Source organism: Flavobacterium procerum, assembly GCF_042431625.1.
Lineage (GTDB): Bacteria > Bacteroidota > Bacteroidia > Flavobacteriales > Flavobacteriaceae > Flavobacterium > Flavobacterium procerum.
In genome coordinates this window covers 459,958-477,189 of record NZ_JBHLYW010000022.1, presented here as the reverse complement: position 1 = coordinate 477,189, position 17,232 = coordinate 459,958, and the positions used below count along the sequence as shown (strand labels likewise).

Sequence of the window (17,232 nt, the reverse complement as noted above, 5' to 3'; positions counted from 1 at the left end):
GATTTAAAGGATTACTCGCAATCGTAGTAAAAAATCCTTTTAATCAGTAGCAAAAAAAGTTTTTTAGTTCTTAAAGAAATAAGTAATGAAAATATACAATAAAAACATATTTTTAGGAATATCATTTTTGTTTGCAATAACGATTAGTGCACAAAAAAACGTCCACCAATACGTCGATCCGATGATCGGTTCAGAAGGCGTGGGCAGGGTCTTCATCGGCCCTTCGTGCCCTTACGGAATGGTGAAGCCGAGTCCGGACTGTACCTCAAGCCCGAACAGCGGCTGGCTTCCGATGCCTAAAGAAGTCACAGGATTCAGCCAGGTGCATGTGAGCGGAACCGGTGGCGGGCCGAAATACGGAAACATCCAGATTATGCCATTTTCGGGAGCTTTGGATAAAATGGACCAGACTTCTTTCAGAGCAGAAGAAAATGTAAAACGGGGTTATTATGAAACCGTTTTCAAAGAAAACAATATTAAAACAGAAATTACAACTGGAGAAAAAGTCTCGTTTTACAGAATTACGTATCCAAAAAATAAGTCAAAAGAATTAAAAATTGACCCAGGATTTTTCCTTGGAGAAGAAAAAATTCCCGATGCCAGAGAAGCCCAGCAATTTGTAGGTTCTCAGATAGAAATTGTTTCAGATACAGAAGTAAGGGGCTACAGCCGAATTCGAGGAGGATGGAACAACGGAAGAGCGTACACGGTTTATTTTTGGGCCGTTTTCGACCAGCCGATTGCCAAATTTGTCACTTTCAAGGACGGCAAGTTTTACAATAATCAAAAAGCACAGTTTGATTCCGGAAAGAAGACAGGAGCTTTGCTTTCTTTCGGAAATTCAGGAAAAGAGGAACTGAATGTCAAAATCGGAATTTCATTTTTAAGCGAACTGAAAGCAAAAAACAATATAGAAACTGAAATCCCGCATTGGAACTTCAATGCCGTTTTGGCCGCTTTAGAAAACAAATGGGAAGATTTATTAAGCCGAATCAAATTATCGGATGATACTTCGGTAGAGTATAGAAAAATGTTCTACACAGGTTTATATCACACCATGATAATGCCGGTTGATAGAACAGGAGAAAATCCGTTATGGACAAATGACGAACCGTATTACGATGATTTTTATACGATTTGGGACACTTTCAGAACTTCAAGTCCGTTAATTACCTTGATAGATTCTAAACGTAAAGTAGACATCATAAACGCGATGCTGAACATCTACAAGCGCGAAGGTTATATGCCCGAAGGAAGAAGCGGCAACGACAACGGAAGAACTCAAGGTGGTTCTAACGCTGAGGTTGTAATTGCAGATGCTTTTGTGAAAAACTTAAAAGGAATTGATTATGAGTTGGCTTTACAAGCCATGATTAAAGATGCTACAGTGCCTCCGGGAGGAAATGAAGAAAGAGAAGGGCGTGGCGGACTTTTAGATTATCTGAAATTAGGTTACGTTCCCTACGGCACAGACCGAGCAGGAAACAGAACTATTGATTATTCGTATAACGATTATAATATTGCTACAGTAGCCAAAGGCTTAGGTAAAACAGAATTGTACAATCAGTACATGAAACAGACCGAAAGCTGGCAGAACTTATGGCGTGCAGATTATGAAAATAATGGCGCGAAAGGATTCATCATGCCGAAAGACAAAGACGGAAACTGGCTGGATGATGTCGTTTTCGGAGAATCCAAAATCCAAAAACCGACTTTTAAATATACACCTGTAATTATCGAATCGCCTTGGTATGTCTGCCACTGGTGCGTGTTTTTCTACGAAGGAACTTCATGGGAGTATTCATTCAGCCTGCCGCACGATATTCCGGAACTGGTAAAAAAATCAGGTGGAGAAAAAGCTTTCGAAAACCGATTGAATATTTTCTTTGATAATGATTTATTTAATGTTGCCAACGAGCCTTCATTCCTGACGCCTTGTCTGTATCATTGGATTGGAAAACCGTATTTAAGCAGTGACAGAATCAGAACCATCATCAAGAACAATTTCAATACGTCAAGAGAAGGACTTCCTGGCAACGACGATTCAGGAGCGATGTCTTCGTGGCTGGCTTTCCACATGATGGGATTGTATCCGAATGCGGGACAGCCTTATTATCTGATCAATACGCCTTTGATAAAAGAGACGGTTATGAAATTAGAAAACGGCAGAAGCTTTAAAATCACTACCAAAAAAATGAGTGATAAAAACAGATACATCAAAACCGCTTTGCTGAACGGAAAACCATACAATAAGGCCTGGATTTTACACGAAGATATTAATAACGGAGGAGAACTGATTTTAGAAATGGATTCGAAGCCTTCAGCCTGGGGGACAACAATTCTGCCACCAGCAAAATAAAAATGATGAACAAGATGAAAAATATATTTTTAATGATTCTTTTCTGCATCGTTTATCAGAAAGGAATTTCTCAGAATTACATTCCAACATTAAAAAACAATACCCAACTGCATTATGTCTGCAAGCTTCACGGGCAAACGAGAACTTTACAGCTTACGGCTGAAACTTCCAACAATGCATTGGCTTTTAAACTGGAAACAAGAGGCGTAAAAAGTAAAATAGTTATGCTTCCCGAAGCTGTAAAAAACGGAACCGAATTAAGTTTTAATCAGGGAGAATATGCACCGGTTCTGAACTTAAAACCGACAGAAACGTTCTTTATGATTTCGCAGTCTGCTTATCAGGATCTGATAAAAAACGGTTTTTTCGTTTATAACAATACGACTTATGTTCTGGATAAGAATGAAGACAAAAGCGGCGTATCGATTGACGGCAAAATCGTGGATGCATTCCATGTAGTGGCACAGATCGACGAAACCGAGATGTGGATCATCAAAAATCCTGACTTTCCTTTGATCTGTAAAGTAATCAAGAATCCTTTAGGAATCAATCCAATATTGGTAAAAGTAGTGAATTAGTAAAACTGGGGAGATTTTTTTAAACACATAGAGACATAGTTTTGATTGCGTAAAAAGAAGAGGGAAAGAAACTTAGTTTCTCACACATAGGACATGTGTGTTAAAACTTTGCGATTTAGCGACTTTGCGAGATTAAAACATTTTGTATCTCGCTAAAAAAGGAATTAGCTCGCAAAGGCGCAAAGACGCTAAGATTTTTATTAAAGTTTAAGAAAAAAAGGCACTTATTTTCTTGCTGGAGGACTATGTGCATTTATGCAAGTGAAACGCCTCTAACAAGCATTGAAATCTATGTTTAAAACAATTGAAGTAAAAGCTGTTTTTTCATTAATTTAATTTAAGAGAGTATTATGAAACATTCTATGAGCCGTGGAGAATTTATCAGATTAAGCAGTTTATCATTAGGGGGTGTTTTGATGAGTAATACTCTTTTTGCCAATGATTTTTTTGCAAATGGTACAGCCTCAAAAGAGGATCTTCAATTAATGAAAAAACTAGTTCAGAACAACGATAGCAAAGTCAAAAGTTTACTGAACCAGCCATCACAAGATCCTTCCATTAGACTCAATAATTTTCGGGGCATTGCAAATACTATAACTGTAATGTCAGCTTCATTATGCAATTCGGGTTCAGAATATTACAAGTCGCCTCTTTTAGTTGAAAAGATGAATGAAACGATAGCTATTTTGTTAAAAGACCAGTATAGTGACGGAACTTTAGATGCAGGCGGAAATAGACAATCTCCACCAGACACCGCTTTTATTTTAGAATATATATGTCCGGCAGCAGTATTGTTGAATAAAAGTAAACAACGAGATTTGACATTACTTCGCGAAAAAATAAAGCAATTTATTTTAAATGCAGGCGAGGCGATGATAACTGGAGGCGTTCATACGCCAAATCACAGATGGGTTATTTGTGCCGCTTTAGCGAATATTAATGCGCTGTATCCGGATGTCAGATATGTAAACCGAATTGACGAATGGCTGGCAGAAGGAATTTATCTTAACGAGGATGGACACTATTCAGAACGAAGCGGTATTTATTCGGCAGTAATAGATAAAGCTTTAATTACGATGGCAAGATTGCTGAAAAGACCGCAATTATTGGAAATCGTAAATAAAAATTTAATTATATATTTCTATTATACAGAAACTAACGGCGATTTGGTTACTGTCGATTCCAAAAGACAGGATCAATTTATGGCTTTGAAAGTGACGAAATTTTACTGGCAATATCGATATATGGCTATTCGTACTCAAAATCCGATGTTTGTTTATATGGTAAATACAATCGAAAAACTTCCAGAATTTACAAGTGATATTTTATCCGATTCGCTGGCCTTTTTTATGGAAAATGAAGAACTTCAAAAGCAAGTTCCCGCTGTTAGCAATATTCCAAATGATTTCGAGAAGTTTTTTGTTCTTTCGAATTTAGCCAGAATCAGAAGAGAGAAAACATCTATTACGCTATTTGGAGGAAATGATCAGCCGGTTCAGATTGTATCAGGAAGATCATCAAATCCTAATTTTTTAATGTACAGAAAAGGGGAGGCTATTTTAAAATACATGCGTCTTTCGACCTCGTTTTTTAGAATGGGCTATTTTAGCAGCAACGGAATTGTAAAAGAAGGAAACAAATATATTTTGACCGAAACCAAAGAAGCAGATTATTATCAGCCTCTTGCTACTGAATTTCGAAAACCCGATGGAGACTATAAATTATCAGAATCATCGGATGGAAGATTTTGGAACAAAATGGATTTTGAGTCGAGAGCAAAAAGCAATGTCAAAAAACAAATTACCGTAATTGAAATTACGGAGAACAATGGAGCATTAAGTTTGGATTTTAAAGTAGATGGTCCACCAAATGTCGAGGTAACAATCGAAATGTGTTTCAATGAAAAAAGCATTGTAAACGGAGCAACGGCAGATGAAAAGAAGAATTATTTTCTTAAAACAGGTTATGGAGAAGTTGCCACCGCAGGAGATGCCATAAAATTTGGGCCAGGAAAATGCGAGCATTTGAATGTCGAAAATCTGGAAAGCGAACAATACACCTATCATCAGGGAAGTTTACGCACCAATGGAGAGCATGTTTATATAACTGGATTCACGCCTTTTCATCATCAAATGACAATTTTTTGAGATTAGATTGAAATTCTTTACAAATTATAGAAAGTTGTTTTTAAATTTACAGAATTACACTTAAACTATAATATTTTAAATTATGAAACTATCTATTGTAACCTCTTTACTTTTTTGCTGTGTTTGTTTTGGACAAAATAATACGGACAACAGTTTGTATATGAAGTCGGACAAAATTACGTATCTAACAGATATCGGCTCAGAATCAGGAGATTTATATAAAACGATTGGACATCACGGGCCAGCGGTTGAAAACGAGTGGATGGCGTTGCGAATTTACTTTAGCGATAAAGTAGCAATCGACGTTTATTCTAAAGCAAAACCAGGTTTAGAATTAAGAAAAGCAAATTGGTATCCAACACCAGAACAGCAAAAAGAAGGTTGGGGAGCCGATTATTATAAAGTAGCTTCAACTGTTGGTTTAGGAGGAGTAAAACTTTGGGACGGAGATAAATTAGTTCCTTTAAATCCGGTAACCAATCGTTTAGCAAGAGTTGGAAAAACAGATACCACTTCCTGGATGGAAATGATTTCAAGGGGTGTGCCTTACAAAGGAAAAAAAGTGGATATTCTAGTTCGTGTAACGGTATTTTCTGGTAAAAGAGAAGCAAAAGTGGAAGCAGTTTCTTTAACTGGAGAAAAAGTACAATTTGCAACAGGAGTGAACTACTTTAAAGATTCGGCAACGAAAAAAGGAGCGAATTATATCGCAGTTTGGGGAAAACATCCAGAAGACGTTGCTGCCGAAATTGTTGAAGTTGGAGGAGCAATTAAATACAATCCAAAAGATTTTGAAAAAAATACAGATGATGGAACACAGTATTTGTTGATTTCAAAACCAGCAAAAAACATAGAAACAACTATTTTATCTTCATGTGCAAGAGAAACAGAACTAAACACTTTAGATAAATTGGAAGCATACATTAAAAAATAATTGAATTATCCTTTAAGCAAGGACGCGGATTAAACAGATTTACTTCATAAAGACGCGGATAAAAACGGATAATCTATTTATATTTTTAAAAAGATTAATAAAAATCCGTTTTTATCCGCTCCCGACCCTTCGGGATTGCTTTAGCGAATCTGTTTAATCCGCGTCTGATTTTACAGGTTTTCTATTTATAAAAATAGGACAAATAACGGATAATCATAAAATTAAAAATAAAATAAATGTTTAGAATATCGGCTATATTAGTACTACTACTTTCTTTATATTCCTGCAAATCACAGCAGACTACGAAAAAAGAAGTTCAGATTGCTTTTATAGCCGATGCTCATTTACAGGATATTTTTGCCCAATTTGAAGACAGCAATTATCGCGGAATTCCAAATCCGGTAACGGGCGAATATGCCAATATCCGAACCATGAATTCGCAGTTGCATTCTACGAGAATTTTCAATGAAAATTATTTCGCTTTTTTAGAAGCTTTGAATGATATTGTTAAAAAAGGCATTAAACAAGTAGTACTTCCAGGCGATTTCAGCGATGACGGTCAACCTGTTCACGTTCGCGAATTGCGAAAAATTCTCAATGAATATTCCCAAAAACACGGACTTTCTTTTTATGTGACTACAGGAAATCACGATGTAGTAAGACCATTTGCACAAGATGCTGTTAAGACTGATTTTTTAGGAAAAGATGGAAAAGAGCAGATTATCAGCAGTTCTTCCAGTAATTTCAACAAAAACAAAAGTGAATTAGAACCCATTATTACAAACGATATAAAAAACTGGGGTTACAAAGAAACCATTAACGAAATGCGTGATTTTGGTTTTTTTCCAAAGAAAACCGATTTATATTGGGAAACTCCTTTTTCTAACTACAGCTATGAAAATTACAATTTTGAAGAGGCTCAAAAAGAATCCGATTTAGAAAAAAGAACGTATCTAATAAAAAATACTAATTTGTATCTGCCCGATGCCAGTTATTTGGTAGAACCAATTAAAGGAATTTGGCTTTTGGCAATAGATGCAAATGCGTATGTTCCGAATGAAAAATTATCAGGAGAAGCCAATAATCCGCATGATTTTTCTGGAGCGAACACGGGTTACAATAACGTTCTGATTTATAAAAACCATCTTTTAAACTGGGTGAAAAAAGTTTCCGCGGAAGCGAAACAAAACGGAAAAACACTGATTGCTTTTAGTCATTATCCTATGATTGACTTTAATGACGATGCTTCGCCTGAATTAAAACAGCTTTTTGGTGCCAATAAAATGCAATTGCAAAGAGTTCCTGATGAAGAAGTCGCACAACAATTTGCAGATGCTGGAATTCAGGTTCATTTTGGAGGTCACATGCACATTAACGATACAGGCGTAAGAACATCTGCAAAAGGAAATACGTTGTTTAATATTCAGACTCCTTCGCTTGCCGCTTACATGCCAGCTTATAAAATATTGACCATTCATTCTAATTCTGATTTGGAAGTCGAAACTATTGTAATTAGCAAAGTCAATAAATTCAACAGTTTGTTTCCTTTTTATGAAGAAGAATATGCTCATTTAAAAGAAATTAAAAGCAAAGATATTTGGCAGAAAGAAATTCTGAATGCCAAAGATTATGAAGAGTTTACCAATTGGCATTTAAAAGAATTAGTGCGTTTACGCTTTTTACCGGAAGATTTTCCAGCCGATTTTTTAAAATCGATTGAGAATCTTTCAGGAAAGGATTTATTGTTGCTGAATACGAATAAAACTGAAATTGATTCTGTTTTGAAATCCAATTCTTTCACTATTTTCGATTTTGAATCTTGGACAGGATTTGATATGATTTTCGATTTTTACCGCTTAAAAAGTGCTGATGAACTGGCCTTTTCAAAAATTGGAAAAAAAAGACTAAAACAATACAAGCTGATATGCAGTCAGTTAAAAAAATCAAATGATCTAAAAATGGTTTTATGGGCTGAAATATTCAGGAAGACCATGAACGGCGAGCCTTCCAATTATTTTAAAATTGATTTGAAAAATAACAGGATTGATAATTTATCTGTTAAATAATTTTGATATTTATTAAATCAAAAAGATTAAATTGCATATATAATTTATTTCCATGAGACTAAAATTTCTTTTATTATTCCTGTTTTCTGCCTTTTTTTATCATTCTTATTCACAGAATATAAAATTTGCGCATTATAACGATAATAACGGACTGTCTCATAATTCGGTACGACATATTGTACAGGATAAAAAAGGTTTCATTTGGTTCGGAACGTTCTCAGGATTAAATCGTTTTGACGGTTATCAGTTCAAAAACTACATGAGTTCTACGCCTGGAAAAAATAAATTATACAATGATGATATTACGGCTTTAGAACTTGATGAAGATTCTAATCATCTATGGATTGGAACCCGAAAAGGGCTGACGCTTTTTGAGATGGATACTCATGTTTTTACTACTTTTTTTCATAAAAAAGGAGATCCAAACAGTCTTCCTGATGATGAAGTGAGGGCAGTTTATGTTGATAAATTCAAAAGAGTTTGGGTAGGGACCAAGACAAAAGGAATTTATATGTTCTTTTTGAAGGAAAAACGATTTGAGAAGATTCCGCTGAAAGGTTTTGAGTATGTAAAAGAAATTTTTGAAGACAAAAAAGGAAATGTTTGGGTTGGAAGTTACGAAAAGTCATCTGTTGCCAAAATAGCAATGGATGCTAAAGGAGCGGTTGTAAGCATTAATTATTACACGCTTTCTGTGCCAAATTCTAACATCAAAAATCCGTACATCAACTTTATTTATGAAGATGCTAAATCGGATATTTTTATCGGAACCCGAGAAGGTTTATATAAATTGGATAAAACCAGCAATCAGTTTTCTAATTTATATATTGAAAACAAGCAAGTTAGAGGTGCTTTAGGTCCTTATTTTCTTTCGGTTGCACGTGCGCCTGACGGAAAATATTGGGTTGGAACTTTGGGCGGATTATTGGTTTGCGACCAACTAGAAGACATTCAAAGCGGCAATTATAAATGGTATTATTCCATTCTTTCTGATGATACTTCGTTGGTCGATAATTTGATTGCCTCGCTTTATTTTGATAGATCAGGAGTTTTATGGATCGGTACCGAAGACGGTTTGGACAAGTATGATCCGTATGAAAATCAGTTTACTTTAAACAAAGACATTTCACGTTCTATAGGCAATCAAGCGCCTCGTATTAGAGGTTTTGCCAAAACGTATGACGAAAAAGTAATTGTAGCGACTTATCATAACGGACTTTTTATTTCTAACATAAAAGGTTCAACTCCCTTGCACAATAACGGAAAAGATATTGCGAGCATTTATTCTGACGACGGCAGGATTTTTTATTGTGGCCTTTGGGACGGAAATATTCTGGTTTACAATTATATGAATAATTCTTCTCGTGAAATAAAAGCAGGATTTGAGAAATCGCCCGTTTTTGCTTTTAGAAAAATTTCAGATGATAAAATGATTGTGGGGTCTTTTGGTGAAGGAGCTGTAATTCTGAATACAAAAACACTACAAGTTGAAACGTCTAGCAAACTTTTGCCCGATTTTCAGATTAATGCGATAGAAAGGGATGGCAAAAACAACGTTTGGTTTGCTACAGAAACCGGAGTTGTGAAATACAACATCAATACAGAAAAAATAGAAACCTATTCGTCACTTTTTATCAAAGAAAAAGGTGTGCCTCATGACGAAAATGTAAGTGATGTTTTAGTAGATGTAAAAGGAAAAATCTGGGCTTCAACGCGTTTTGGTTTGTGTTTATACAATCCGAAAAAGAATGAGTTTGAACCAATAAAAAATCTCAAAGAACTTTCCGGAAAATGGATTACAGATATTTTATCTGATGCTAACGGAAATCTTTGGCTCAATATCAACAACAATAATATTGCTTTTGTAAAATCTAATCTTAAAGATATTAGCATTTATCACGTAAACAGTGGTAACAGATTGGATGTTTTCAGTTCGAGCGGTTTCTTTTATTTCAATAATTCTAATATTTTTCTGGGAGGTAAAAACGGTATTATTTCTTTTTCACCGCCAACAATGAAGCGAAATAATTGGTCGCCATTGCCTGTGATTTCTGAGTTTAAAATTCAGAACGAAGAGGTATTTCCAGAAATGGAAATCAATGGTGAAGTTCCGCTTTCAAAAGATCTGAATTACGGTAAAGAAATAGAATTGTCCTATAAAAACCGAAATTTTTCGCTTCAGTTTTCGGCTCCGTCTTTTGCAAATGAGAAACTGAATAAGTTTCAATACATGCTAGAAGGTTTCGATAAACATTGGATTACGGCGAACAGTACTTCTAGAATTGTACAATATACTAATCTTTATCCCGGGAATTATACTTTTAAAATCAGATCCAGCAACAGTGATGGATATTGGAGTAAGACGGTTTCTTATAAAATAAAAATCCAACCTCCATTCTGGTTGACACCGACTTCCTTTTTGATGTTTTTTGCCATTTTGTTTGGAATTTTCTATTTCATTAGAAAAGAAATTAAAAACAGAATTCGTTTAAAACAGGAACTGCTTACCGAGAAAGTAAACAGAGAACATGATGTGAAGTTGAATAATGAAAAGTTGCGTTTCTTCACCAATATTTCGCATGAATTAAGAACACCTTTAACGTTGATTTTAGGTCCTGCCAAACAGCTTTTAGACGAAAATAGCAATGCAACTGATTATGAAAAAAGCCGATACAATCTGATTTATCAAAATGCGAGCAGATTATTGAATCTCGTAAACCAAGTTTTGGATTTTAGAAAAGCGCAATCTGGCGAATTAAAACTGAAAGTGACCAAGACGGATATTCTGGCGTACTCTAAAAATATCTTCGATTCCTTTAAGGAAATGGCTTATAACAAAAAGATTAAGCTCAATTTTATTACCGAAGATGAAGAAATAAAGGGCTGGGTAGACAATGATAAATACGATAAAATTCTGTACAATCTTTTATCGAATGCCTTAAAATTTACCAACAAAAACGGAAACGTTGATTTGTATATAAGGTTGAAAGATACTGTTGAAGACATTTTGGTAATTGAGGTTACCGATGACGGAATCGGAATTCCATTAAAAAGTCAGGAGAAAATCTTTAAACGTTTTTATCAAGCGACTAACAGTAAAGCCAATAACACAGGATCTGGAATTGGTTTGTCTTTGGTGAAATCTTTAGTAGCGATTCATAAAGGAACAATTTCTGTAGAAAGCACACAAGGAAAAGGAAGTACGTTTAGAGTCGAAATTCCGATTGATCGCGATGCTTACGAGCATAAAGAGGTTTTTGAATATGCTATTAAAAATGATAATCTGAGCATGCTGATTCCTGAAAAAGCAGCTAAGAAAATCATTCAGAATACAGACCTTAAAGAAAAAATAGTAGTAATTGAAGATAATAACGAACTCAGAAAATATCTAGTGGATTATTTGTCTGATTATTACAAAGTTTATGAGGCAGAAAATGGAATGGAAGGTCTAAAAATCTGCCGACAAATTAAACCAATCTTATGTGTTACAGACGTCATGATGCCAATTATGGACGGATTGGAATTTTGTCGCGAACTTAAAAATGATGAATTTATCAGTCATATTCCGGTCGTAATGCTGACGGCTCTTTCTGAAAACATGGACAAAGTAAAAGGCTATGACACAGGCGCCGACGGTTATTTGGTAAAACCTTTTGAACCTTTATTGCTTAAAACGGTGATAGAAAATATGATTAAATCGAGATTAGAACTGAAACAGAAATTCTCCGGCGAGGTGGAAAGCAAAGTCAGCATGCTGACGCATTCGCCAATCGATGAAGAGTTTATGGAAAAAGTAACCAATCTAATCAACAATAATCTAAGTGAGGTTGATCTTTCAACTGATTTTCTGTGTGATAAACTGGGCGTGAGTTCTTCTAAATTATACAGAAAAATCAAAGAATTAACCGATTTGGCTCCAAACGAATTTATTAGAACCATTCGATTGAAAAAATCTGCTGAACTGCTTAAAACTAAAAAGTATAATGTTTCAGAAGTAACGAATTTGGTTGGGTTTAATGATCCGCTTTATTTTAGTAGATGTTTCAAGAAGCAGTTTGGTTTTCCTCCTAGTAAAATTATTAATTAGTTTTTTTTCGCCACGGATTCACGAATTTTGACTTATATATTGGGATTTTTTCTTTGTTTTAAATAGCACAAATTTTGCGAGTTATTGATAATATAACCCGTGGTTTCAACCACGGGAACGCAACGTATATCTAGAACGCATATTCATAATCACGAATTTTTACAATCCAGCTCTGAAAGAGCCAAAAGCATCAAAGTAGTGCAACGCACTACGGAAGAATAATCGACATGCAATTCAGCCCTGAAAGGGCGAAAGCATATTTTGAGCATTGTGTATTGGGTTGTTATATTCGCAGAGTTGACCTTTCACCCTTTTTTTTGGGCATTCATCCCCGTGTTAACGGGTAGTGCGGTGCAGTACTTTGATGCTTTCACCCTTTCAGGGTGCTATTCATTCCGATGTTAAAGCCTAGTGCGGTGCACTACTTTGGTGTTTTCACCCTTTCAGGGTGTTGTTCATTCTGATTGTAATGCGTAGTGCGTTGCACTACTTTGATGCTTTTGGACTTTCAGTCCAATTTATATTCATGTTGTTTTCAATAATTATCTATAAAAATCTTACAATAATCAAAATTATCCATGTTTTTGATGTATTAATCCATTTTGAAAGAAGTATGTAATTCTATTTTTGTGTTAGTAACTTTTAACTATTTAACCATTATGAAAAAGCATATAGACACCGACAATCCGTTGAAAAATTTAGATGAGTGGGAAGATGATTTGTTAATGCGATATCCTGACCCTTCTGAAGAAAATGAAGAGGTAAAAGAAAAGCAGAAAGAAGAATTCAGGAATTATGTCGATTCGGAAAGAGTAGAAACGGTTAAGGAATTTTACAGAATTAACCATATCTATCAAACATATGACTTTGTATGCAGTAAAGAACAGGAATTTCTGCAATTTAATAGAAAAGAAATGTCAATCTGGGAAGCTGTTGAGTTTTTGAACACACTTGTAGATGATAGTGATCCAGATATTGACTTAGATCAGACACAACACCTTTTACAGACTTCAGAAGCGATTCGCGCAGACGGTCATCCGGATTGGTTTGTACTGACAGGTTTTATTCATGATTTAGGTAAAGTTTTATGTTTGTTTGGAGAACCGCAATGGGCTGTGGTTGGAGATACATTTCCTGTTGGATGTGCGTATTCGGATAAAATTGTATATTCAGAATTTTTCAAAGAAAATCCAGATTATACAGACGAGAGATTTAATACTAAATTAGGAATTTACACTCAAAACTGCGGATTGGAGAATGTAAAAATGAGCTGGGGACACGACGAATATCTGTATCAGATTATGAAAGATTATCTGCCGGATCCGGCTTTGTATATGATTCGTTACCACTCTTTTTATTCTCAGCATAAAGAAAATGCCTATGCACATTTAATGAATGAAAAAGACGTCGAAATGTTTGATTGGGTAAGAAAGTTCAATCCTTATGATTTGTATACTAAAGCTCCTGTTAAACCAGATGTAAAAGCATTGCTTCCTTATTATAAAGAATTAGTTGCTAAATATTTGCCAGAGAAATTGAAGTTTTAAAAGTTTATTTAAACACATAGAAACATAGTTAGTCGTATCGTGAAGATGTGTTCCACACAATCTTGTCATTCCGAGGAACGAGGAATCTTCGCGAGAAACTCCTCAATCAGAATCCACAATCTTTGTAGAGCTACTTGCGAAGATTCCTCGTTCCTCGGAATGACAAACTTTGGGGCTATGTGTTAGAAACTAGTTTCTTTCATTAATCTTTTTAAGAGAAAAAAACTATGTTCCTATGTGTTTAAAAAAATATCATCTAGCTATCTAAAACCAAAATAATGCAGAAAACCAAAATATTTTTTATAAGCCTTTTACTGCTTTTCTCGGCGGGTATTTCGGCTCAGGAAAAAGACCGTAACGATTGGGAAAATCCTCAGGTATTTCAAATTAACAGAGAACCGGCTCGTGCTGCTTTTCTTCCTTATGCAGATGAAACTTCTGCGATAATGGATAAATATGAGAATTCTCCGTGGTATTTTTCTCTAAACGGAACATGGAAGTTTTCTTGGTCGCCAACACCAGACGAACGTCCGAAAGATTTTTACAAGACAGATTTCAGTACACTGCATTGGAAAGACCTTCAAGTGCCTTCCAATTGGGAATTAAACGGATATGGTGTGCCAATTTATACCAATATTACATATCCGTTTGAGAAAAATCCGCCTTTCATTAATCATTGGGATAATCCGGTTGGGTCTTATAAAAGAGATTTTGTTTTGCCTGAAAATTGGAAAAACCGACATGTTTTTCTTCATTTTGAAGCAGGAACAGCGGCTATGTATATTTGGGTCAACGGCGAAAAAGTTGGTTATACTGAAAACACCAAAAGTCCCGCAGAATTTGATATTTCTAAATATTTAAAACCTGGAAAAAACAATCTGGCTGTAGAAGTGTACAGATGGAGCGACGGTTCGTATCTGGAAGATCAGGACATGTGGAGACTTTCAGGAATTGACAGAAATGTGTATTTGTATAGCACAGAAGATGTTCGTATTTCAGATTTCTTTGCAAAACCGGATTTAGATGCGAAGTATAAAAACGGAAGTTTAAATGTTGATGTGAGTCTAAAAAATCTGACTTCGAAAGCGGTAAACAATCAAAAACTTGTGGCGAAATTGGTTGATGCTTCTGGTAAAAATGTTTTCAGTAAAGAATTCAATGTCAATTTTGAAGCATCAAAAATTCAGAATATTACTTTTTCTCAACCTGTTTCAAGTCCGAAATTATGGAGTAGTGAAACACCGAATTTATATACGTTGGTTCTGACCTTAAAAAATGCAAAAGGAGAAATTGTAGAAACGGTTGGAACTCAAATCGGATTCAGAAAAGTAGAATTAAAAAGCGGACAGTTATTGGTAAATGGTGTCCGATTGATGGTTCATGGTGTAAATATTCATGAGCATAATCCTGTAACAGGACATTATCAGGATGAAGCTACAATGATGAAAGACATCAAAATGATGAAACAGCTGAATATTAATTCCGTTCGCTGCAGTCATTATCCGAATAATATTTTATGGGTAAAACTATGTAATAAATACGGTTTGTTTTTAGTAGATGAAGCCAATATAGAAAGCCATGGAATGGGAGTAGAGGGACAGCCTTTAATTTGGATGAATCCAAAAACGAATCCGGGGCATCTTCCAGAATGGAGAGAAGCACATTTAGACCGAATTTATAGCTTGGTAGAAAGAGATAAAAATATGCCGTCGGTAATTATTTGGTCATTAGGAAATGAAAGCGCTAACGGCCCTGTTTTCCACGAAGCATACAAATGGATTAAAAAGAGAGACAATTCTCGTTTGGTTCAGTTTGAACAAGCTAAAGAAAACGAAAACACAGATATTGTTTGTCCAATGTATCCAACAATTGAATACATGAAAGAATATGCGGCAAGAAAAGAAGTGAGTCGTCCGTATATCATGTGTGAGTATTCGCATGCAATGGGAAACAGCAGCGGTAATTTTCAAGAATACTGGGATATCATTCGCGGCAGCAAAAATATGCAGGGTGGTTTTATTTGGGATTGGGTAGATCAGGGCTATAAAAGAAAAGATGAAGCAGGTAGAGAATACTGGGCTTATGGTGGCGATATGGGAAGCCAGAATTACCTGAACGATGAAAATTTCTGCCATAACGGATTAGTGTATGCTGATAGAACACCGCATGTTGGAGCATTTGAAGTGAAAAAAGTCTATCAGAATATTTTATTCAAAGCGGTCGATATCAAAAATGGTGTAATCGAAATTAATAATGATTTCGGATTTACAAACCTGAATAAATACAATTTCAGATACGAAGTTTTAGAAAATGGTAAAGTAATAAAAGAAGGAATAATTAATGTTGCTTTAGATCCAAAAACAAAAAAACAATTCAAGCTTGATTTACCAAAAATAGAATCGAAAGAAGGAACAGAATATTTACTGAATGTTTTTGCTAACACAAAAGAGGGTTCAGAATTATTGCCGAAAAACTTTGAAATTGCCAAAGAACAATTTGTAATAGAAGACAGTAAATATTTCGAAAAATCTGAAAATACAAATTCTGCAAAAGTTCAGGATGAGAAAGATCAGTTTGTATTAACATCGGATAATGTTACAGTTAAAATCAGCAAGTCAACTGGATTGATTTCATATTATAGTTTGAAAGGTGAAGAATATTTCAAACAATATCCGGAACCTAATTTCTGGAGAGCGCCAACCGATAATGACATTGGAAATAAAATGCAGATTAGAACAAATGTCTGGAGAACGGCTGGGAAAAATACTTCTTTAGAAAGCATTCAGCAAACAGAAGAAAATGGAAAAAAATATATCGTTGCTAAATTAACACTAAATGATGTTGCTTCTGATTATACCATCAAATATGCATTAGGAAATAATGGAGATTTAGAGATAAAAGTTGCTTATAAAAAAGGAGCGAATCCGGTTCCGGAATTACCGCGTTTCGGAATGATTTTTACTTTAAAAAATAGCTTAGAAAATCTGGATTATTACGGAAGAGGGCCATTAGAAAATTATCCAGACAGAAAAACAGCATCTTTCAAAGGAATTTATACTAGTAAAGTTGCAGACCAATATGTGCCTTATACACGCCCACAAGAAAATGGATACAAGACGGATATACGCTGGTTTAAATTGTCAAGCAATTCAGGAAATGGCTTGGAAATAAAAGGTCTGCAACCTTTAGGTATAAGTACTCTGAATAATTATCCGAGTGATTTTGACGGAGGAATTTCTAAAAAGAACATTCACTCCAGCGACATTACTCCAAGAAATGAAGTTGTAGTTTGTGTCGACTTAACCCAACGCGGTCTAGGAGGAGACAACAGCTGGGGATTACCGCCTCATGAGCAATATCAATTAACAAAAAGTGAATACAGCTACGGATTTGTTATTAAACCAATTTTTTAAAAGTTTTCAGTGTTCAGTTTTTTAGTGTTCAGTTTATTATCAGTACCCAACAAAAAACGGTACTGATTACTAAAAACCTGACCACTGGCCACTACCATAAG

General features: G+C 35.2%; 8 protein-coding genes. All 8 read left to right on the top strand.

Translation table 11 applies throughout. The features are described 5' to 3' along the window. Positions 1 to 85: 85 nt before the first annotated feature. Positions 86 to 2,359 (top strand): GH92 family glycosyl hydrolase, encoded by a 2,274-nt coding sequence (locus ACFFLS_RS21450; protein WP_379687327.1) that lies wholly within the window; start codon positions 86 to 88, stop codon positions 2,357 to 2,359. A gap of 14 nt (positions 2,360 to 2,373) precedes the next feature. Next, on the top strand, positions 2,374 to 2,937 hold the full coding sequence (locus ACFFLS_RS21445; protein WP_379687326.1) for a hypothetical protein: 564 nt from the start codon (positions 2,374 to 2,376) through the stop codon (positions 2,935 to 2,937). A gap of 350 nt (positions 2,938 to 3,287) precedes the next feature. After that, a complete protein-coding gene (locus ACFFLS_RS21440) occupies positions 3,288 to 5,084 on the top strand; it encodes a hypothetical protein (RefSeq protein WP_379687324.1) in 1,797 nt (598 codons plus the stop codon). 82 nt (positions 5,085 to 5,166) lie between these two features. Continuing rightward, positions 5,167 to 6,018 carry a DUF4861 family protein gene (locus tag ACFFLS_RS21435; protein WP_379687323.1) on the top strand — a complete coding sequence of 284 codons (852 nt, stop codon included), beginning with the start codon at positions 5,167 to 5,169 and terminating at the stop codon, positions 6,016 to 6,018. A 236-nt stretch (positions 6,019 to 6,254) separates the two neighbouring features. After that, entirely contained in the window at positions 6,255 to 8,084 is a 1,830-nt protein-coding gene (locus ACFFLS_RS21430; protein WP_379687321.1) for a metallophosphoesterase, read from the top strand. Positions 8,085 to 8,136: 52 nt separating this feature from the next. Then, positions 8,137 to 12,171 carry a two-component regulator propeller domain-containing protein gene (locus ACFFLS_RS21425; protein ID WP_379687319.1) on the top strand — a complete coding sequence of 1,345 codons (4,035 nt, stop codon included), beginning with the start codon at positions 8,137 to 8,139 and terminating at the stop codon, positions 12,169 to 12,171. A 659-nt stretch (positions 12,172 to 12,830) separates the two neighbouring features. Further along, positions 12,831 to 13,718 carry an inositol oxygenase family protein gene (locus tag ACFFLS_RS21420; RefSeq protein ID WP_379687318.1) on the top strand — a complete coding sequence of 296 codons (888 nt, stop codon included), beginning with the start codon at positions 12,831 to 12,833 and terminating at the stop codon, positions 13,716 to 13,718. A 278-nt stretch (positions 13,719 to 13,996) separates the two neighbouring features. Then, positions 13,997 to 17,131, top strand: a complete 3,135-nt coding sequence (gene lacZ, locus ACFFLS_RS21415; protein WP_379687316.1) for a beta-galactosidase, LacZ type — start codon at positions 13,997 to 13,999, stop codon at positions 17,129 to 17,131. Positions 17,132 to 17,232: the final 101 nt, after the last annotated feature.

Excerpts from the sequence above, each read along its gene's own strand:
- ACFFLS_RS21450 (WP_379687327.1), top strand. The coding sequence starts at position 86 with ATGAAAATATACAATAAAAACATATTTTTAGGAATATCATTTTTGTTT.
- ACFFLS_RS21445 (WP_379687326.1), top strand. The coding sequence starts at position 2,374 with ATGAAAAATATATTTTTAATGATTCTTTTCTGCATCGTTTATCAGAAA.
- ACFFLS_RS21440 (WP_379687324.1), top strand. The coding sequence starts at position 3,288 with ATGAAACATTCTATGAGCCGTGGAGAATTTATCAGATTAAGCAGTTTA.
- ACFFLS_RS21435 (WP_379687323.1), top strand. The coding sequence starts at position 5,167 with ATGAAACTATCTATTGTAACCTCTTTACTTTTTTGCTGTGTTTGTTTT.
- ACFFLS_RS21430 (WP_379687321.1), top strand. The coding sequence starts at position 6,255 with ATGTTTAGAATATCGGCTATATTAGTACTACTACTTTCTTTATATTCC.
- ACFFLS_RS21425 (WP_379687319.1), top strand. The coding sequence starts at position 8,137 with ATGAGACTAAAATTTCTTTTATTATTCCTGTTTTCTGCCTTTTTTTAT.
- ACFFLS_RS21420 (WP_379687318.1), top strand. The coding sequence starts at position 12,831 with ATGAAAAAGCATATAGACACCGACAATCCGTTGAAAAATTTAGATGAG.
- lacZ (WP_379687316.1), top strand. The coding sequence starts at position 13,997 with ATGCAGAAAACCAAAATATTTTTTATAAGCCTTTTACTGCTTTTCTCG.